The sequence below is a fragment of the Actinomadura sp. NPDC047616 genome (genome assembly GCF_040642915.1).
GTDB lineage: Bacteria > Actinomycetota > Actinomycetes > Streptosporangiales > Streptosporangiaceae > Spirillospora > Spirillospora miaoliensis.
Genome location: NZ_JBEYTB010000014.1, coordinates 32,964 through 52,628 on the forward strand (window position 1 = coordinate 32,964; position 19,665 = coordinate 52,628).

Annotated in this window: 15 protein-coding genes; 1 reads left to right on the forward strand and 14 read right to left on the reverse strand. The window is 70.4% G+C overall.

What is annotated here, in order from left to right; all coding sequences use genetic code 11:
* Positions 1 to 115: 115 nt before the first annotated feature.
* From ABZ801_RS29345 to ABZ801_RS29375, 7 genes are all read right to left on the reverse strand, one after another.
* Positions 116 to 313 (reverse strand): hypothetical protein, encoded by a 198-nt coding sequence (locus ABZ801_RS29345; protein ID WP_344954751.1) that lies wholly within the window; start codon positions 311 to 313, stop codon positions 116 to 118.
* Positions 314 to 649: 336 nt separating this feature from the next.
* The gene (locus ABZ801_RS29350; RefSeq protein WP_360703791.1) at positions 650 to 1,531 is read right to left on the reverse strand and encodes a hypothetical protein; all 882 of its coding nucleotides are present in this window, start codon (positions 1,529 to 1,531) and stop codon (positions 650 to 652) included.
* 254 nt (positions 1,532 to 1,785) lie between these two features.
* A complete protein-coding gene (locus tag ABZ801_RS29355; RefSeq protein WP_360703793.1) occupies positions 1,786 to 2,991 on the reverse strand; it encodes a hypothetical protein in 1,206 nt (401 codons plus the stop codon).
* A gap of 927 nt (positions 2,992 to 3,918) precedes the next feature.
* Positions 3,919 to 4,155, reverse strand: a complete 237-nt coding sequence (locus ABZ801_RS29360; RefSeq protein WP_360703796.1) for a hypothetical protein — start codon at positions 4,153 to 4,155, stop codon at positions 3,919 to 3,921.
* Between the two features lie 738 nt (positions 4,156 to 4,893).
* Positions 4,894 to 5,106: a hypothetical protein gene (locus ABZ801_RS29365; RefSeq protein WP_360703799.1), complete on the reverse strand. Its 213-nt coding sequence runs from the start codon at positions 5,104 to 5,106 to the stop codon at positions 4,894 to 4,896.
* Between the two features lie 1,485 nt (positions 5,107 to 6,591).
* Positions 6,592 to 7,842 (reverse strand): NAD(P)-binding domain-containing protein, encoded by a 1,251-nt coding sequence (locus tag ABZ801_RS29370; protein WP_344954741.1) that lies wholly within the window; start codon positions 7,840 to 7,842, stop codon positions 6,592 to 6,594.
* Between the two features lie 45 nt (positions 7,843 to 7,887).
* The gene (locus ABZ801_RS29375) at positions 7,888 to 9,177 is read right to left on the reverse strand and encodes an ATP-grasp domain-containing protein (RefSeq protein ID WP_360703802.1); all 1,290 of its coding nucleotides are present in this window, start codon (positions 9,175 to 9,177) and stop codon (positions 7,888 to 7,890) included.
* Between the two features lie 131 nt (positions 9,178 to 9,308).
* Between ABZ801_RS29375 and ABZ801_RS29380 the strand changes: the two genes are divergently transcribed.
* Entirely contained in the window at positions 9,309 to 10,559 is a 1,251-nt protein-coding gene (locus ABZ801_RS29380) for a glycosyl hydrolase (RefSeq protein ID WP_360703805.1), read from the forward strand.
* A 5-nt stretch (positions 10,560 to 10,564) separates the two neighbouring features.
* Here ABZ801_RS29380 and ABZ801_RS29385 read toward each other — a convergent pair whose 3' ends face one another.
* From ABZ801_RS29385 to ABZ801_RS29415, 7 genes are read right to left on the reverse strand one after another with little or no spacing between them, the layout of a single operon-like run.
* On the reverse strand, positions 10,565 to 11,800 hold the full coding sequence (locus ABZ801_RS29385; protein WP_344954735.1) for a glycosyltransferase: 1,236 nt from the start codon (positions 11,798 to 11,800) through the stop codon (positions 10,565 to 10,567).
* Positions 11,801 to 11,842: 42 nt separating this feature from the next.
* Positions 11,843 to 12,730 carry a Wzz/FepE/Etk N-terminal domain-containing protein gene (locus ABZ801_RS29390; protein WP_344954734.1) on the reverse strand — a complete coding sequence of 296 codons (888 nt, stop codon included), beginning with the start codon at positions 12,728 to 12,730 and terminating at the stop codon, positions 11,843 to 11,845.
* Positions 12,717 to 13,889: a glycosyltransferase gene (locus tag ABZ801_RS29395; RefSeq protein WP_344954732.1), complete on the reverse strand. Its 1,173-nt coding sequence runs from the start codon at positions 13,887 to 13,889 to the stop codon at positions 12,717 to 12,719. Before ABZ801_RS29395 ends, ABZ801_RS29390 begins: the two co-directional genes overlap by 14 nt.
* Positions 13,886 to 14,686 (reverse strand): polysaccharide deacetylase family protein, encoded by an 801-nt coding sequence (locus ABZ801_RS29400; RefSeq protein WP_344954730.1) that lies wholly within the window; start codon positions 14,684 to 14,686, stop codon positions 13,886 to 13,888. Before ABZ801_RS29400 ends, ABZ801_RS29395 begins: the two co-directional genes overlap by 4 nt.
* Positions 14,683 to 16,329: a lipid II flippase MurJ gene (locus tag ABZ801_RS29405; RefSeq protein ID WP_360703810.1), complete on the reverse strand. Its 1,647-nt coding sequence runs from the start codon at positions 16,327 to 16,329 to the stop codon at positions 14,683 to 14,685. Before ABZ801_RS29405 ends, ABZ801_RS29400 begins: the two co-directional genes overlap by 4 nt.
* On the reverse strand, positions 16,316 to 17,725 hold the full coding sequence (locus ABZ801_RS29410; RefSeq protein ID WP_344954726.1) for an O-antigen ligase family protein: 1,410 nt from the start codon (positions 17,723 to 17,725) through the stop codon (positions 16,316 to 16,318). The genes ABZ801_RS29405 and ABZ801_RS29410 overlap by 14 nt, the downstream gene beginning before the upstream one ends.
* Complete coding sequence (locus ABZ801_RS29415; protein WP_360703813.1) at positions 17,725 to 19,209, reverse strand: sugar transferase; 1,485 nt, start codon at positions 19,207 to 19,209, stop codon at positions 17,725 to 17,727. The genes ABZ801_RS29410 and ABZ801_RS29415 overlap by 1 nt, the downstream gene beginning before the upstream one ends.
* Positions 19,210 to 19,665: the final 456 nt, after the last annotated feature.

Sequence of the window (19,665 nt, forward strand, 5' to 3'; positions counted from 1 at the left end):
CCGACGAACCAGAAAGCCGGTGTGTCCCGGGATTTCCCGGAACACACCGGCTTTCGTTTTTCTGGTCGGCCCCCACGGCTTCGGCTCGACCGGCGGGATTCGCCGGGACGGGCGGTCAGCCGGCGTCCACTCCGCGAAGCCGGCCGTGCTCCTGTCTGTCCTGGTTCTCAATGGCCGAGGCGATGCGGTGCAATGCCTCGGCCATGGACACCAGCGCCTCGACCTGGGCGGCCGCCATCAGATTCTCCGGAGACGGGTCGGCGGCCTGCGCCTCCGCCGCGGAATCGCGGGCCTGCTGAATCCACCAATGCACGTCCCGATGATAGTCGGGCGGCGGGCGGTGCGGCCCGCAGGAGCGCACGGCGTTTCTTCCGGAGACATTCGGAGAACTCACGTCCGCAATACGCGATCAACCGGCGGCCGACCGAGAGAAAGACCACCGCCAGGCGATTCGTAGATCGCTGGCATGCCGCCGGGGCACGATTCCGACCGGGCCGGCGACAACAGAAAACGGCTCCCGTCCCGGATGAATTCCGAGACGGGAGCCGAATTCCGTGTTCCTGTGGTCGCGGTGGTCACCCGCGGGCGGGCGGGCCCGGCCCGAACCCGCGGTGCACCGTTCAGCCGGGCGGTCAGGCCTCGGCCGCGTTCACCGCAGTGCCTTGGCGTGCTGGTCCTTGGCGTTGTCGGTGTTCGTCGACCGGACCACGAGTTCCTGCTCCTGCTCCTGGTTGTGACGCTTGGCGGCGACCCGCACGTCGGCGACCGGCTTGACCAGCCTGCTCACGAACGTGCCGACCCGTCCCCGGCCGGGCCCCAACGCGGTCGGCACCGTGAACTTCCTTCCGGACCGGTCCGCGGCGTGACGCTCGGTGGACGGCAGCGGGCTGTTGTAGCCGTAGTTGCGCACCTTGACCGGGCGCGACCAGTGCGGCGCCTTCGGCCGGGAGCTCCTGGCCTTGTAGGACCGCACCTTGCGCGGCTTGGCCTTGTGGGCCTTCACCTTGCGCGGCTTGGCCTTGTACTTCTTGGCCTTGTACTTCTTCGCCTTGTACTTCTTCGGCTTGGCCTTGTGCGACTTCACCGGAGCGTAGTCGTCGTCGTAGGAGTCGTCACAGCGCGAGCAGTGGTCCTGCCCACCGCCGTAGGTGAAGGACTTGGTGATGTTCACCATCGCCAGGGCCCCGCCGTACGCGCTGATCGGCCCGTTGGAGCCGCCCCACATGCCCACGAAGCCGTCGTCGTCCCCGTCGAACCCGTCCCGGTCCCAGTCGTCGTCCTTGTCCTCCGACAGGGCGCACGCGCCATGTGCCTTGCCCATGAGGCCGGACATGTCGTCGCACTCGTGGCGCGTCGCGCGGGCACGGCCCGGCTGGACCTGGTCCTGGTCGATGGTGATCGCACTGCGCTTGCCGCCGGTGCCGTCGGCGGCGCCGGCGGAGGCGAGCCCCACGCAGGCGCCGGATCCCAACGCCACGGCGCCCGCGGCCACCACGGCCGCGCGGCTCACGTTCTTGGTCCAGTTGCGCATCTGTGTACTCCTGTCTTGTGTGTTCGTGATGGATGCACTTGCGCGACGGCGCATCAGGTGCGCTCGCCCGGCAACGGTGCAGGGCACCATCGCCCTGGTGGGAAGGTCGTCTTCGGGTGGGCCGGGGCAGGCGACGCCTGTGGACGGTCGCGGAAGCGGTTCGGGCCCTGTCGGCCTGGCCGGTTCGTCTCGACGACGAGGTGGGACGGCTGGGCTCGGACCACTCGGCCCCGGGTGGCTCGCCCTGAGGCGGCTCAGTCGGGGACGGCCCCGGGATCCTCCGCCGCGATCATGTCGTTCAGGGCCTTGTACGGGACGGCCGTGACACCGCTGTCGCGATGGATGCGCCACATGTGGGCCTGGAGCATTCCGGCCACGGACAACTGGGGGTGCGACGCGGACATGTACGTCATGTCGGCCGGGACGTGGTGAGTGAAGGGGGAATGGTGGCGCGGCAGGATGGGCTCGCCTTCGGCCACGCAGGACCGGCAGTGACCGACGGCGGCGGGCCGTACGGCGTCGCCCGCCCAGCCGGTCTCGAACCCGGTGCGCACGCCCGCGGCGGGAGCCGCGTCCCTGTCCGGGCGCGCCGGAACCTTCTTGACGGTCCCGGTGACGGCGGGACGCGGTGCGGCCGCCTCGGCCGGGGTCATCACGGCGATCGGCGGCCCGAAGAGCAGCGGCTGCGGTTCGAGGGCGTTCAGTGACATCCGCGCGTCCGCGCCGATGCCGCCGGTCCCGGAATCCAGCACCGGTCGCAGTTCGCCCTGGAACGCCCCCGTGCCCACATGCGAGACACCCATGGTCACGCGTGCGAGCGTCAGTCTGGCTTCGCGCAGCAGGCCCCGCGCTTCGGCGGCGGGCCCCCCGGCCGCCGCGCTCGCGCTCATGGTGACCTGGTCCAGGGCCCGGAAGAAGGACCGGTCGCCCAGTGGGCCGCGACGGCCCATCAGGAAGCACACCGGGCAGTCGCCGTGCCCCGCCCTCCGGGTGAACCCCATGACGCGGGACAGCGGCTCGGCGGCCGGCTCGGCGACGCGCCGCACCGGGTGCCGGCGGATGCCGCCGGCGGCCGGCGCCTCCGGCTCGCCCGCCTCCGGCTCGCTCGCCTCGGGCTCGCCTGCCTCGGACTCGTCCTTCTCCGATTCGCCTGTGTCCGATTCGCCTGTCTCCGGTTCGTCCGCGGCTGTCATCGGGCGGGGCGTCTCGCGCAGGGCCTCCTCCACGGTCCGAGGGCCGTGCCGCTGGACCGCCGTGCGCTCGCCGCCCGCCTCGGTGCGCGTGACCTCGTCGGTGTCGGTGACTGCGGCGTCGGCCGCCTGCGCCAGCAGCGCGGCGGCGAGCCAGCCCGCCAGGGCCAGGCCGACGACGACGGCGACGCGTGCCGCGAACGGCAGCCGGGCAGGACGGATCCGATCCCCGGGGCGCCACGCCCCGCGCTGGATCGATTCCGGCCACATGCCCCTGACTCCTCACTGACGATCCACCGACGCCGCTCCCGGACGCCGTGTCACCGATGCGGACGTCCGGCGACTCCGGGCGATGCCGGGCCGCCACAACGGTCGGCGCAGCACGCGAAGTCAGTGGCCGCCCGCACCGTGGACGTCATTCTCGATTTACTCGCGGCGTGTCCCGCTGACCGCCGCACGGCTATCTGGTTATTCGACATCGACCCGCTCCGTCCGTCTCCCGGAAAGGCTCGGCGGGACCGCCCTGAAGAGACGGAAGCCGCAACGGGCCGCCCGGTTGACCGAGCCCGGCCGAGTGGTCGATGGGCGATTCCGGTGAGTCCGCCGACCCGAAGCTAGCATCGTTCCCACAGCTCATCTCAGACATATTTGTCGATCAAATACATCGTTTACTCGAAACGGTTGGGCGTTTTACGGTCGCGACGGCGGCGACTCCGGCGAACGGGGACCGGTGGCTCGACCGCGGCAAAGCGGAATGCCACGAGGAAGGCGACAGAACGGTCAACCGCCGCTTCCCCTCCTCCGCCGTCCACACGGACGGCTCGGCCGGCCGGTGTGAGACCATCGTTCTCGACCGGCGGCTTCGCGTTCGTTTCCCGGCCTTCCCGGGACGGGATGGGCCGTGGCGGCCGGCGCGCTCGCCGCATTTCTTTCGCATGCACAGCCGCGGCGTCGTTCACCTGCATCCGCCCTAGGGCACTGGCGCGGAAGCGGGCGTGCTTCCGATGGCCTCCCGGGGCGGCACCCGGCCGGAGTCATGCTCATTCGAGACGGCGGCCGATTTCATTCGTCCGCGCATACGGAAAGGGTGCTGGGACGTTGCCGTCCCAGCACCCCCGCTCAGCCCGTCGATCATGCCGGCCGCGCGTTGCCGCGACCGGATGGATCAAATCGGCTGATAACTCCTCGTGACCTGGATCAGAGGATGTCCAGGAGCTTGGCCTCGGCCTCGGCCTTCGCCACGTTGGAGTTGGTGTTGGTCAGCGTGTTCTTGTTGACGTTGTTGGCGGTCACGGTCGTCGCCTGCTTCTGCTGCTGGGCGTTGACGTCCGGGTTGTCGCCCCGGCCGCTGGCGTGCGCGGGCGAGCTCAGGAGCAGAGCCCCCGCCGCCGCACCGATCACCAGGCCAGCCGCAGCCGTCGCCTTCTTCAGCATCGCGCTTCTCCTTCACCTGTCGTGGACAAGTTGTTTGATGGGGACGCTCTCTTCATTCGCGGGATCACGATTTGGAGAGCACCGATGTCCACCGTCGCGATCAAGAGTATGACCCGCAATGCAAAGGACGAAGAAAGAGCACGAAAAACCGGTCAGAGTGAATCATAAATTGAAGGCATGAACCTCGCGGCAAGCAACGCTCATTCCAGCAAACTGGACATAGCCCGACTGATCACCGCCAACGCCTCATATGACGGACGACCAACCTCGTATCGCGCCGCCGACGCGACTCCCGGAAACCGTCCGGACGCACATCCGACGCGCCCGCCGGTCGCCGGCTCACCGAACAGTTGCGCGCATCTCGCCGCCCGCCACCTGAGCTCCTGAACGCAACGGGAAGCCGCAGCCCGCGGCACCCGCCGCTCCCGGACGAGCCTCGCGGACGCAAGCGCCCGGACCTTTTTCCTTGGCATCGCATGATGAGCCCTGTATCCGGCTGAACGCCATGTGGCGTCGTGGCTGCCGTCCCCCGTGCGCCGCGTTCGCTCGACCACGCCCCTGATCGGGTCGCCGGCCCGGCACCGGGCAGCCCGCCCGACAAATGACAAGGGATGCCGGAACGCAAGGCGTTCCGGCATCCCTGGGTCAAGCAGTTGACCGGCGCTCGCCGACCTTGGTGCCACCACCGGGCCGGGGCCGTCATAATCGCAACGCTGCGCTACGTCCCGTAATACCCGATCAGAGCAGCCATGCCAGCGGGTTGGGGATGTGGACCGTGGCCATGTTCTTGTTGTCGTTGTTGTTGGTGTTCGTGTTCGTGTTCGTGTTGTACACGTTGATGACGTGGGGGACCTCACCACGACCGTCGGCCTGAGCGGGCGAAGACAGCAGCAGAGCGCCGGCGGCGGCACCGACGACCAAGCTCGCGGCCGCGAAAGTCTTCTTGAACATGTTGCCTCTCCTCCGTCTGTCACGAAAAGACGCCGAGCGCCTCACGGACAACGCTCCCAACGTCTGGGGGCGCCAGCACGACCTAGCCTGCCGACGCGAAGTTTCAACCGAAGTAAAGCGACACTCCCGCACCCAAAAAGTTTCCACGCCGGAACCCGCCCATCACGTACATGACTGATAAACATGATGCGTTCTTCCAGGTAGCCGACTTCAAGGACGGCGGCGGACGGCACCATCGGCGCATCGTCCGGAATTTCCTGATATCCGCCTGAATCTCGTCCTTGCCGGCCACCTGCAACACGACGACCTGCTCGTCTGTTCGGCATCGGAGACTCGCGGCGCCGCCCCGGCAGCTCGCACGACGTGCCCGCGCCCGGCCCACGCCACCGTCGCCGTCAATCGCGAACACCGTGCGTACATCACCTGAAGGCCCCGTCGGTTCCCGCAGCGGGGTCGAGGTGGCGACCGCGCGGCGGCCGAGTGTGCGGCCTGGCATTACGGGCGGTCCGCTTACGCGGCCGACGCGGCAACTGATCGTCCACCAGGTGGGGGCGCGGCGTGCGGGAACGGTCGCCGTCTGGAGAGCACGCCGCAGGCCGTTCAGGCGGAGCCGGCAGACCGTATTCGTCCGGGGATCCAGACGCAGGGACCCACATCGGCGGCACGGCCAGTGCCGCATTGATCAGATAGTCGCAGGGCCGGTGCTGTGTGAGGCGGACGCCTGCAGGGCCAACGGCGGGTGGGTCGGGGTGCGCGGGCGGCGTCGTCGTGGACGTCGCCTGGCCGTGGTCGGCGCCGCCGGGGGCGAGTGCGGCACCAGGACCGGTAGGCGGGTGACGCACAATTCGCCTTGGCGGTATCGCGCTATATCTGTATGGCGCTGGAGAATGTCGCGGCGGGGGCGGCAGGGCGGCCTCTCGGTCGACGGAAGATGCGTTTCGCCTTCGGCCGGGGGGTGGTGGAACGTCTTTTCGCGGAAGGTCTCGGCGGGTGAAAGCGTCGGGTGGACGAAAACGCGGGGCGCTGTGGGCCAGGGTCGGTCATGACGCGACGCCGCCCGGTGAGGGTTTCCACTCGGAGTGCGTCAGGCCGGGAATGTCCGACATATCTCGCAGCGTGGGATACTCGCATGTCAGCCATGCCACCAGGGTGGCGTGGTAGACATCGAAGGCGCGCGCCAGGGCCCTACGGTCGGCCGACTGCATCGGTGTCATCCGGAGCCTCTTATGAAGATCGTCACGTGCTCGTTCCCATGTCTGCCGCAGCTGATCTCGACTTCCTGCCATGCCTCGACACTACAACCCCGTCCCGGCATTGCTCCGCACGATTTTGGAGACGCGGCCAATGTCAGCCGCCGCGGTTATCCGACCCCGGCATGATGGTCCACAAAATTGTGGAGCGTCCGACAGGTAATTCGTACCAGCGGGGGCTTTAGGCGGGGTTGTGCGCGCAGGGGCCCCTGTGGCAGGAGCCCCTGCGCGGCGGTCAGCGGGGCATGGTGGCTTCGTGGGGATAGGCGATCATGTCCTGCTGGGCGGTGCCCGTGCCCATCGTCTCGGACAGGTGGCCGACGATGCGGCGGGCCGCGAAGTCGGCGCCGTGGACGAAGCGCATGACCGGGCCGAACGTGGCGGCGGCGGTCAGGCCCGCGAAGTACAGGCCGGGCAGCGACGACTGGAAGTTGGCGTCCAGCGCGGGGGAAAGGAGGGTGCGGCGCAGCCTGCGGCGCAGGTCCGGGGGAAGGACGGAGATCCGGTCGACGTCGGGGACGTATCCGGTGGCGGCGATGACGTGGTCGGCGCGCACCTCGGTGCGGTCGCCGCGCCGGTCTTCGACGATCAGGCGCACCTGGCCGTCGCCGTGCGGGGCGGCGTTGACCACGCGGCGTCCCAGCATCCGTCCCACGCGGCTGTCCATGCGGTCGCGGAGCCACCAGGCCCCCGCGGGGCCCAGGGTGTTCTTCACGATGTGCTGCCGGGTGCGCGTCGGCAGGTACCGGACGGTCTGCGGGTGCTCCGACCACACCCATGTGCGCCAGCCGCGCCCCAGCCCCGACTGGGGGCCGTGCAGCAGTGTCTGCAGGGGGCTGCTGGTCTTGCCGGGCAGGGCGTTCCACTCCAGTTGCGGCGTGCGCGCCAGCACGACGGGGCGGGCCCCGCAGTCGGCGAGCAGCACGGCGGTCTCGAGGGCGGACTGCCCCGCCCCCACGACGATGACCTCCTTGTCGGCGAACCGGTCGAACTCGCGGTGGACGACGCTGTGCGTGACCAGTGACGTGGGCAACGACGCCAGTTGGCGGGGAACGTGGGCGAACGGGCCGACGCCCACGGCCAGCACCACGGTGCGGGTCCGGACCTCCTCGCCGGTGGACAGCGTCACCGTGTAGACGCGGCCGGGCTCGCCCTCGACGCGCAGCACCTGCGACGGCTCGGGTTCGGGGGCGGCGTGCTCGGCGAACCACTGGCCGTAGCTGATGAAGGTGTGGATGGGGATGGGCAGCCCCTCCGGCCAGCCGCCGTTGTACTCGCGGAACGACAGGCCGGGGACGGGGCTGCCCAGGCTGGAGGCGAACGGTTCGGACTTCAGGAACATTCCCGTCGGCATGTTGTTGCGCCAGAAGTCCATGGGAGTGCCGATGACGCGCACTCTCAGCCCCACGTGACGCGCGTAGGCTCCCACGGACAGGCCATAGGGACCGGCGCCGACGACGAGCACGTCGATGACCGAGTCGTACATGTTCTCCCCCGATTTCCTTGCCGACTTCCGGCGGCGCCCGGCGGGTCAGGCGCTGACCGTTCTCTTCGTTCCCTCGGACGCCGCGCTCCTACCCCGTCGTGCCCCGGAAAGCCTCGGCGCGGCGATTTTTTCCGCCCCCCGGATGACGCTTTGCGCCCCCATGAGCAGAAATGGCTTGAGATCATCACCCGCCAGCCAGGCATACTCCTCCGCGGTTCCCAGCAGGCGCGTTCTGGACATGCCGCCGGCGGCCCTCAGCACCGACGGCCGCAGGTAATGGTTCTCGACCACCATGGTGCGGCCGTAATGGGGCCGGACGAACGGGACCGGCCGGCCGGACAGGTCCAGGTGCATGACGCGCACCAGGTCCAGGCCGCGCCGGTCGGTGAACAACCGGAACTGGGCGCCGAGCCGCGGGTTGAAGTCGAGCAGGAAGTAGGTGCCGGACTCGGGCACCAGACGGAAGTCCAGGTCGACCACGCCGCGGTAGCCGAGGACGCGTCCCAGGGTGCGCCCGATCTCCTCCAGTTCGGGATTGGGCAGCCATTCCCCGACCACGGTCTGCCCGGCCCCCGGTGGGCAGGCCAGTCTTTTGCGTCCGGTTCCGGCGAACAGGCACCGGGAGGCGTCGTCGAAGTATCCGTGGAAGAACCAGTCCGCCGCCTGCGGCGAGACGATTCCGCGCTGCAGGATCAGCGGCCCGGCGGCGGGCCGGTCCGCTGCCGCGGCGAAGAGCGCATGGGCGTCCTCGGGCGTCCGGAGAACGGAGGTGCTGCGCTGCCCCGGGCCGAGGCGCCACGGCTTCGCCCATTTTCCGATGACCGGCAGGCCCCATTGTTTGATCGCCTCGTCGACGTCCTGGCCGGACAGCGGAAGGCGGATCTCCGGGTAGGCGACGCCGGCCTCGGCGCATCTGTCGGCCAGCGTGGACTTGTTCGCCAGCGTCCGGGGCAGCCCCCCTTCCTGCCGGGGGAAGACGAATCGTTCGGCGAGCGCGGCGGAGTTCTCGGCGATGAATATCGCGCCGCCGTCGTCCATCGGGACCAGCAGCGCGGGCCGTCCGATCCGCCGCCCGATCCGGTTCAGGTGCGCGACCAGCGCGGCCGGGGCGCCGTCGGGGGCGGGCGGGCCCCAGCGGTGCCGTCGCCGCAGGTAGCGGGACGCGGCGGCGGGGACGGCGCCGCTCTCCAGGACGGCGTGCACCGGCACGCCGGCGCGGCCGAGCGAGCGGATCACCCCCACGGTGCCGTGGTGGAACATGTTGGCGTCCGTCCGCAGCACCAGGACGGGAAGTTCGGTGTCGAACTCGGCGTCGACGGGGTCGTGGCGGCTCATCGGCACCGCCCCATAAGGCCGACAACCGGACACTTGACATCCAGCCGCATATTCACTCCCAAATAAGCGGTCCGACGAAGGCTTGGCGATTTCATTGCTCGCGGCGGGGAGACAAAGGGCATAACCCAGCTATGAGTTTCGGGATAGCCCGCCATGACGACGGCCCTTTCCCGCGTTCCCGCGATCGCTTCCGGCGGCGGCTCGGCCGGGGCCTGCTCGCCGCGGCGATGGCCGCCGCGGTCTGGGCCGTGACGATGGCGGGAATGCGTTTCGAGATAGGTGGCTCCGCCGTTCGCACCGGGGCCTCGGTGTCGCTGGATCCGGCCGCTCCGGGCAGTTCGGCCGTACCGGGAGGCTCGGACGTCGCGGCGGCCTCGACCGTCGCGAGCGGCTCGCCCCGTCCGGAAAGCCCGGCCGTTCCGGAAAGCCCGGCCGCTCCGCAGGGCCCCGCCGTTCCACTGGGCGCGTTCGTCGGGTCGGGCGCCGCCGGGGTGGAACGGCTCGCCGAATTCGAGCAATGGCTCGACGCGCCGGTCACCGTGGGCCACACGTATCTGCCCGGAGAGACCTGGGCGGGAATCGAGGGTCCGGGCAACCTGGTCAGGTCGTGGGGAGAATGGCGCGCGGCCGATCCGCGGCGGAAGCTCGTCGTGAACGTTCCCATGCTGGCGCCCAATGAGGTGCCGCTGCCCGACAACGTCGTCTCGGCGCTGCTGCGCGGCGGGGCGACGGGCGCGTTCGACACGCATTTCGTCCGGCTCGCCGAACGGCTCGTCGACGCCGAGGCGGCGGACACGATCATCGTGCTGGGGTGGGAGATGAACGGCATCACCTACACCGGCCGATGCGCCCCGAACCCGGAGATGTGGAAGATCTACTGGCGGCGCATCGTCGCGGCCATGCGCTCGGTGAAGGGGGCGCGTTTCCAGTTCGACTTCACGCCCAGCCGGGGCATGGACGCCATCGCCTGGCCCGAGTGCTATCCGGGCGACGACGTGGTCGACATCATCGGCATGGACGTCTACGACCAGCCCGTCGGCAAGGACTTCGACGAGTTCGTCAAGGAACCCTACGGTCTGCAGGCCCATGTCGACTTCGCCCGCGCGCACGGCAAGAAGATCTCCTTTCCCGAATGGGGACTGTTCCGGAATTCCGATAATCCGGACTACATCCGGGACATGTTCGACTGGATAACCCGGCACAGGGCGGAGTACCAGACGATCTCCGACTACTGCCCGCACGGGGTGTGGCGCTGCTCCGACAACCCGCGGTCGTCCGAGGTCTACCGTTCGCTGTTCGGCAGGGCCGCCGGCTGGCTGAGCCCGTTCCGCACCGCCGCGGCGTCGCCGGCCGTCTCGCCGAACGTGTCGCGGTCGCCTTGACGCCATCAGTCCGCACCCACGCCCGGCCCCGCCTCCGCCAGAGGTCTGGCGGAGGCGGGGCGGGTCACCGGCTGAGCGACGGGTTCACGCCCGTAGGCGGTCCCGGGCGCGCCTGCCACCGGGTACGCGGCGGTGGCGAGGTCCTGTGTGATGACGGCCAGCTGGGCGAAGGTCCGCATGGCGTCGAATCCGGCGGCGCGCTGGGCGGCCGCCTTTCCCTCGATCTCGGCGAGTTCCGGGAAGAGCAGCCTGCGTGCGACCTCGGCGCCCAGCGCCGCCGGGTCGTCCATGGGCACGAGCGCCCCCACGTCCGGGGTGACGACCTCGGTGAGCCCTGGGATGTCCGTGCCGACCACGGGACGGCCGATGGCCAATGCCTCCAGGGCGGCGAGCGGCAGTCCTTCCCAGCGCGACGGCATCGTCACCACGTCGGCGGCGACCAGCCATGGGCGGGGGTCGGCGACCGGTGGGACGAACCGTATGCCGTCGGTGGCGTAGACGCGCACACGGCGCAGCATGTCGCCGTCACCGACCATCACCAGTTGGGCGTCAGGGCAGCGTTCCCTGACACGGGGCCACGCGGCGGCTAGGACGTCCTGGCCCTTCTGCCGTGTGACACGGCCGATGCAGACCGCCAGCGGCTTCTCGGCGGGTACGCCCAGGAGCCTGCGTGCCGCGAACCGTGCGGACGAGTCGGCCTGCTGGAACCGGCGCAGATCCACGCCGTTGCGGACGAGCGCGTAGGGCGCGTCCACCCCGGCCTGCTGCCCCTGCTGAAGCTCCCCCTCGCCCACGCAGATGACCGCCTTGGCACGACGTGCCGCGAACCGTTCCCACCTGATGCTGGCCGTGCGCTGTGCGCCGCGCGCCGCCAGCCACGACCACCCATGCGGCTGGAAGATGAGCGGTGTTCCGTGCACCGTGCGCATGCGGCCCGCCAGCCCGGCCTTGGACGAGTGCAGGTGGACGATGTGCGGCCGGTAGCGTCCGATGATGTCGTGCAACTGCCGTGACTCGGCCAGTGTCTTCGGCCCCGGTGCGCGCCCGGCGGTCCACGCGATGTGCGGGACGCCGTGGATGCGCAGATTGCCCGGCAGCGTTCCCTCCGCGGGGCATGCAACGGCGACCTCCCAGCCACGGCGCATCTGGTCCCGGCACGCCTGGGTGACGTAGACCGCGACGCCGCCGTCTGTCGGCTGGGACACGTGCAGAACGCGGATCGGTTCTTGTTGGCTGGTCATGTCTGCCCCCCGAAGACATGTGGGTCATGGCGTGATGGCGCGTCAGCGCGCGGCCAGTTTCTTGGGCACGGCCCCTTTCCCCTGGGGCCGCCCGTTCCGTCGTCGCGGGCGGGTGCGTTGCCGCACGGGCTCTTCGCGCGTTTCGGCCGGTTCGGCCGGTCCGGCCGGTTCGGCCGGCGGCTGGAACTGTTCCGGGTGGAGGCGCCGGTACTCGCGGAACTGCCCTCGGATGCCGGAGGCGACGGTGGCCAGCAGCCCGGCCAGGAGGATGCCTGTGGCCGTTCCGATCGCCAGGCTCAGCACCAAGTTGGGCGAGGCGGGCGCGGAGGGACGGTCCGCCGCGCTCATGAGGGCGGCGTGGACGCCGGTCTCCTCGGAGCGGACCGCGCTGTAGCGGACCAGGGCGTCGGCGGCGGCGTTGGCGTAGGCCACGGCGCCGTCGGCGGTGCGCGCCGAGCCGGTGAGCTGGATGAGGGGCGTGTCGGGCGACGTGGACGCCTGGACGTGCTTGGTCGGGTTCGCCCCCTGGGGAACCGGGGGGCTGACGGCCCATGCGAGGGTCTGCCGTTGGGCGGCGAGCCTCCCGTACGCCTGGGCGAAGTTGACGGCGAGCTGGTCGGACCCCTTCTGTCCGGTCACCACGATGACGTGGGAGGTCGCCTTGTAGACCGGGGTCGTGAGCAGCGCGTAGGCGAGGCCGCCCAAGGCCCCCAGCAGGACGACGAACACGAACAGCACCACCCGCGACACAAGGTGGCGGGCGAACCGCCAGACGCCTGGCCGCTGACCGGACCGCTTCGGCCGGGGCCGCAACGAGCGCTCGCCACCCCGGCGTGGTGACTTCTTCCGCGTCACCAGCGCCAGGGGTGCCTTCACCCGGGACGGCTTGGATTCGGGTCGTTCGCTGTTGATGGACTTAGAGTCCGGCATGCTCCGCCCTTTCGTACTGTCGCGGTGCCACGGCAGGCCATGCCGCCCGGGCCCCCTTGGCCGGGCGGTGGCGGTGGCTCTCATACAGTTCGGCAAGCGTCTTCGCGTGAACACGGATGTCGTAGTGCTGCACGGCTTCGGGTGGGGGCCACCGCGTGGGGCTTTGGAGCAGGCAACGGGTCAGTGCCGCCCGCCAGGCCACCAGTCCGGTGGGCACATGCCGGGCCTGGGCCGGGACCATCCCCGGCGGCAGGTCGTCCAGGGCCGGACAGGCCGTGTAGAGGACCGGGAGCCCTGCGGCGAGGCCCTCGATGACGGAGAGGCCGAACGTCTCCTGCTCGGAGGGGGCGGCCAGCACGTCGATGGCGGAGAGCACGTCGGGCACGTCGCCCGACTCCCCCGCGAACATCGTCCGCGCCGCCACGCCGCTGCTGTCCGCGAGGCGATGGAGTGCCGCGCGCTGGGGGCCGTCCCCCACGATCAGGAGCAGCCCGTCGTCGAGGTGTGCGAACGCCTGGATGAGGAGGTCGAAGCGTTTGGTCGGGACCAGCCGCCCCACCGCGCCGAAGACGAAGGCGTTCGGGTCGAGGCCGAGCCGCGCGCGTACACGTGCGCGCCGCTCGGCGTGGAAGGCGAACGCCTCCGCGTCGATGCCGTTCGGGATCACCGTGACGCGGTCGGGAGGCACGCCCCAGCCGCGCAGACGTTCGGCCACTGTCGGGGACACCGCGACGGTGGTCGTGCCCAGGCGTTCGGTCGCGGTGTACAGCATCCGCACCGCGGCCGTGGTGGAGCGGCCCTCGATGTGCCCGTGCCCCAGGGAGTGCTCGGTGGCGATGATCGTCCGCACTCCCGCGATGCGCGCGGCGATGCGTCCGAACACGCATGCCCTGTAGAGATGGGTGTGGACGACGTCGTAGCCCCCGGCGCGGATGAGCCGTGCGAGCCTGGGCAGGGCGGACAGGTCCCGGTTGCCGCGCATGCCGACCGCATGCACGGGCACGCCGTGCTCGCGCAGCGCGACGGCGACGGGACCGGGCCGGGACAGCACCGCGACCTCGTTGTCGACCAGCCCGGACATGTGCCGTATCAGGTCCAGGAGCTGCTGCTCGGCGCCGCCGCGTCCCAGCCCGGTGATGATGTGCAGGACCCGGGTCATATCCGCGTCCTCCACCGCAGCTGGTGGCGCACGACCTTCACGCGCATGCGCAGGCCGTGGTCCCGTTCGCCGATGTAGGTGCGGGCCAGGGCGTGCACGTCGTAGGTGTCGGACCAGATCGCGCACCCGTAGTCGTAACCGGCGGCGCGTACCGCGTCGATCTCACGGGGGCCCACGTGCCCGTACGGGTAGGCGAACCCGGTCACCGGTTCTTCGATGACCTCTTCCAGGACGGCGCGGCTACGGCGCAGCTCGGTGCACAGTTCGTCGTCGTCGGCGTCGGGGAGGGAGACGTGCCGCAGCCCGTGTGAGGCGACCTCCATGCCCATGGCGCGCACCTGGCAGATCTGGTCGGCCGTCATCAGGGGCTTGCACGGCCCCTCGTCCCAGGTGTTGTAGGACCCGATGCGGTCGGCGACCACGAAGACGGTCGCGGTGAAACCGAACCGCAGCAACGTGGGGACCGCCCGTACCGCGAAGTCGGCATAGCCGTCGTCGAATGTCAGGCCCACCAGCCCCCGGAGGCCCCCGTCGCTCTCGGCGCGCCGCAGCTCGCGCATGCTCACCCCGCGCAGCCCCCGCGACTTGAGCCAGCGCATCTGACGCGTGAACTGCGCCGGTGACACCGTGATCAGGTGCGGGTCGTCGTCCGTGCGGCCCACCGAGTGGTACATCAGGATCCACGGCATCCTGGTGCGCGGCTTCTCCGCCGGCTGCTGTTGTTCCGCCGGCTGCTGCGGCCGCACCGGCTGCTGTTCCACTGGCTGCTCTCGCCCCACCGGCTGCCCTTGGATCACCGGACTCCCCCCCGATCAAAACGACTGACGACACGACTGGTGGCCCGAACGACGAAGGGGAAGTAGAACTCCAACGGGCTCGTTCCTTCTCCTGTGGCCGCCCCCCGCGCCGGGGTGGTGAACCCCCGGTACGCGCACGCCACCAGCAGCGCCGTACCGAAAACCGCGAGCAGGACGACCCCTCCCAGCGCCAGCAGGAGGACGGGGGGCATTTCCTTCGCGAGCCCCTCTTGCAGGAGGCACCCGACGGCTGCGGCGAGCACGGCCGCGAACAGCAGCGTGACGAGGTCCTTTCCGGTACGGCGCAAGGACAGCGGTGCCACGCGCGAACGCAGGCCCACGAACAGCAGGACGGCCGCGACGCTGATGCCCAGGGCGTTGGCCGCCGCGAGACCGCCCACCCCGAAGACACCCAGGGTCGCTACACCCACGATCGCGGTGACCACCAGTCCGATGGCGACGCACAGGACCGGGTACCAGCGCGGCGTGCGATGGGCGAAGAACCCGCGTCCGGCCACACCGACCATCGCCTGCCCCAGGAGGCCCAGCGAGTAGACGCGCATGATGAGCGCGGTGGTGTCGGTGTCGTCCTTGGTGAAGCGGCCGTGCTGGAACAGGATCGAGATGACCGAAGGCGCGAACGCGATCAGGAACGCCGTCGCGCAGAGCACCATGGCGCCCACCCCGACCACGTCCATTTCCATGCGCCGGCGTATCTGCCCCAGGTCGCCGTCGGCCGACGCCCGCGCCAGCCGGGGGAACGTCACCGTCACCAGAAGCAGTGACAGCATCGCCGGCACCTGCGCCACCTTCTGGGCGTAGTTGAGGTAGGAGATCGAGCCCTCGGCCAGGGACGACCCAAGGAAACGCTCCACCAGCGTCTGGGCCTGGCGGGTCAGGCTCCAGATGACGATGGGCGCCAGAGCGGCCAGCCCCACGAAGGCCGCCCGGCTCCCCGCCTCGCCCCGCTCCGTCCGGGCGGAGGCGCGGGCCGGCGTCACGCAGCGCGCGAAGATCGGCGCCACCACCGCGACCATGAGCAGGCTGCCGAACGCGACCCCCAGGGCCGCGCTGGTGACGCCCAGCGGCTCGTGGAACGCCCCGATCATCGCCAGGATGCCCACGTTGTACGCGGCGTAGATCGCCGCCGGCGGGCCGAAGCAGTGGTGCGCCCGCAGGGTCGCGCCCATGAAGCCGGCGATGCCGAACGTCAGGATGGTCAGCGACGTGAGCCGTACGCAGCGCACGGCGTCGGTGGCGTCGCTCAGGCCGGGCGCGAGCACGCTGACCAGGTACGGCGCCGCCACGGCGGTCAGCAGGGCCGTCAGGGCCAGCAGGGCGGTCAGACGGGGCAGCGCGGCGGCCACCAGCGGCCGCACGCCGCCGTGCCGATGCAGGGCGTGGCTGATGGCGGGCACCACCGCCAGCGCCATGGCGTCCTCGATGAGCAGCGGCGACACCGTCTCGGGGATCGTCCAGCCGACCAGGAACGCGTCGGTGCCGCTGGTGGCCCCGAACTGGTGCGCCATGGTCAGGTCGCGCAGGAACCCCAGCACCGTGCCCGTGCCGATGAGAAGGCCGGAGACGGCCGTCGCGCGCCCGACCGACACCCCGCGTGCGGGTGCGGCGTCAACGGCCGTCATCGGCGCCTCCAGGCGTGCGGCGGCCGCCTCGCGGCGCGGACCCGACGGCCGGGCCGCCGGAACTCCCGGATCCCGATCCCCGCAGGCGTGTTCTCTGAAGTCCGGCAGCGCCGTCCGCCCACGGCGGGCCGAGGGCGATCACGGCGGTCAGCCCGATCATCACCGAAGTCAGCACGGACGTGGGCCCTCCCAGGTCTCCGTACAGGAAGTTGAACAGCAGCGCCGTCATGAACCCGGCCGCGACCAGCCACAATGGGTCCCTGCGCGCGCGCTTGAGCGAGCCGCCCGGCGGATGCAGCAGCCCCCACAGCAGGGTCGCCAGCAGCACCGCGAACCCGGTGAACCCCAGCAGCCCCTGCTCGCTGAGGATCAGCAGGTACTCGTTGTGCGGGGACAGCAGCGGTTGACGGACGAAGCCGTTGACCGAGTCGGCGGTGTCGCTGGCCGCCGACAGCTGGAGCGGCGCGTAGGTGTCGCGGTAGGCGGAGAAGTTCTTGACCCCCACCCCCGCCGCCGGGTGGTCCTGCCAGATGCCGGCGGCCGTGCTCCACAGGCTGTAGCGGTCCACCACCGACTGGTCGGGCGTGCTCGTCGTCTCGGTGATGGACCGGGCGCGTTCGACGAGGGTCCCCGACGCGATCCCCAGCCCTCCGACCATGACGACCGCGACCGCGCTCGCGCAGACCGCGACGCGTAGTGCCAGCATCCGGCTGTACAGCACCACCATCACCGTCAGGGCCGCCCCCACCGCGATCCAGTTGCCCCGGCTCAGCGACAGGGCGAGCGCCACCGCCAGAACGCCGAACGCGCACCACAGGAAGGCGGTGAGCGCACCGGACCGCCGCCTGGACGGTGAGGTCAGCAGGAACGCCAGGGCGACGACGAGCCCGTAACTGACGACGGACGCCAAGGCCATGACGTCCATCGCGCCGAACGTCCCGACGGCCCGCACGCCGCGCCCCCCGTAGGAGGCGCCCGTGCCCGTGGCCGCCTGGACGATCCCGTACACCGCCTCGAACAGCCCGGCCGCCAGCACGGCCCCGCACACCAGCACCAGGTCGCGACGCTCCCGGACGGCCAGCATCACGGCCAGCGGGACCAACGCGAAGACCTGCAGGAACCGGGCCGCCCCCACCAGGCTCACCGCGATGTCCGTCGACAGGATCGTCGTCACGCCGAGCGCGACGATCAGCGGACCGAACGCGACGAGCGCGCGCGGGGGCAGCCTGCGCCGTCCCAGCACCGCCGCCAGGGCGGCCACCGCGACGAGCACGGCGCTGGCCACGTCGGCCGGGGTCACCTGCACCGTCGCGTCCAGGTCGGCCGGCCCCCGGGGCAGGCACACGCACACCACCGTGACGGCGATGAGCGCGGGCGGAACGAGCGCCGTCCTCATCACGGCGCCTTCACCACGGCCTGCAGGGTCAGCAGCAGGATCTTCAGGTCGCCCCAGAAGGACCAGTTGTCGATGTAGTGGTTGTCGTACCTGGCGCGCAGTTCGATCGAGGTGTTGCCGCGGAGCCCGTGGATCTGGGACCAGCCGGTGATGCCGACCGGCACGCGGTGCCGCATCGCGTAGCCGCTGTACTCGTCCGAGAACCGCTGGACGAAGTGCGGGCGCTCGGGGCGCGGCCCGACGAGGCTCATGTCGCCGCGTAGCACGTTCCACAGTTGCGGCAGCTCGTCCAGGGAGGAGCGCCGGAGGAACCGCCCGACCGGCCCCATGCGGTCGTCGCCGTCGACGCTCCAGCGCGTGTCGGACTCCTTCTCGTCGGCGGGCTTGAGCGTGCGGAACTTCAGCACCATGAAGGTCCGGCCCCCGACGCCCACCCGGCGCTGCCGGAACAGCACCCCAGGGCCGCCCTCGATCCGCACCGCGATCGCGCAGGCGACCATGAGCGGCCAGACGGCGGCGAGGGCCAGAGCGGCGACGAGGACGTCGAAGGCGCGCTTGGCGGACCACGAGGGGAGTCCGTGGGGACGGTGCGGAATCGCCACGCACGGGATCCCGCGCAGATGCTCCGCGCGCGTCCCGACACCGGAGATCAGTTCCACGGTCGAGGGCACGAGGAGCACCTCGCACCCCAGCGCCCCGCAGACCCGGGCCACGACCTCGATGTGACGGCGCGGCACCTCCTCGGCGACGATGACCGCGGTGGTGACGCCGTGCGTTCCTATGACGCGACGCAGATCGAGCAGACCGCCGAGGACAGGGGCGCGTCCCTCCGCCTGCGGCACCGATCCGTAGCACACGATCTGCCCCACCGGCTTCAGGCCGAACTCGGCGTGTCGTTGCAGCACGTCCAGCACATGGCTGGTGAACGGCCCGCTTCCTATGACGAGGGCGGACGGCGCGGAAATCCGTCGTCTGCGCCACGCCCGCACCGCCGCGTAACACAGGGACCGGCCCGCCAGCGATGTCACGCAGAACAGGAGAGCGACCCACAGGCCGAGCGCACAGGTGTCGGGAAAAGGTGTCCACGGACTGCCCAGGAAAGCCAGGGCGGCCAACATTCCGGCGACGAGCGCGGGAATCAGCATCGCCCGCAGGTCGTCCACCAGAGAAAGCACTCGGCGACGCTGGTAAAGGCCCCCGGAAAGGCCGCACGAGGCGACCGTCACGGCGGCCGCCCCGAATGCCGCGACAGGCCGCGCGGCCCCTGCCGACAGGGCCGCGAGCGTCATCGCCGCCCCGTCCACCGCGGGCAGGAGGAAAGAGAAGAAAACGCTTTTTCGCGGTCCGCCGCGGGCGGATCGAGAAACGGCTGGAACGGCGGCGACACTGGTGTCGACTTCCTCCGTCGAAAGCGCCGCCGTCGCGGGAACCGTCCCCCCGGTTCGCTGCGGAACGGTCTTCGCACTCAGCCCCTGGGCTCCCATCTCACGCATCCCTTCAAAGACAAGAACTCACTGGCGAGTGACGTCCAAGAACGATGAATGAGGCCGTAAAAAGCGGTATCCGAACACCGCCCGGCCGGTGCCCGTTTCCTTTCGGCGGGCCCGTGAATCAGGATGACACCGGAGCGGCGAAGTACACCTGGCCACCTGATTTCTTTAACAAGATCGACCGTTCTCTTGATCAAGACGACCGATGTCCCGGCGCGTCCTTTTCGCACCCCGCGCGAACCGCGGTGACGCGCCTTTTCGAAGTCCCCGAAAAACGCCGCAACCGCCATCGGGACCGCAACACGGATGAGCGCGGCTTCTCTTCCGACACCAGACATACGCGCGCACCCCGGCGGGCACAGGCGATGATTTTCTCGAATCCCGGCTTATGCCGCCACCGACATTCCGGCGCGACAATCGCGCATCCCCCACCTGATCAGGCCGACACCG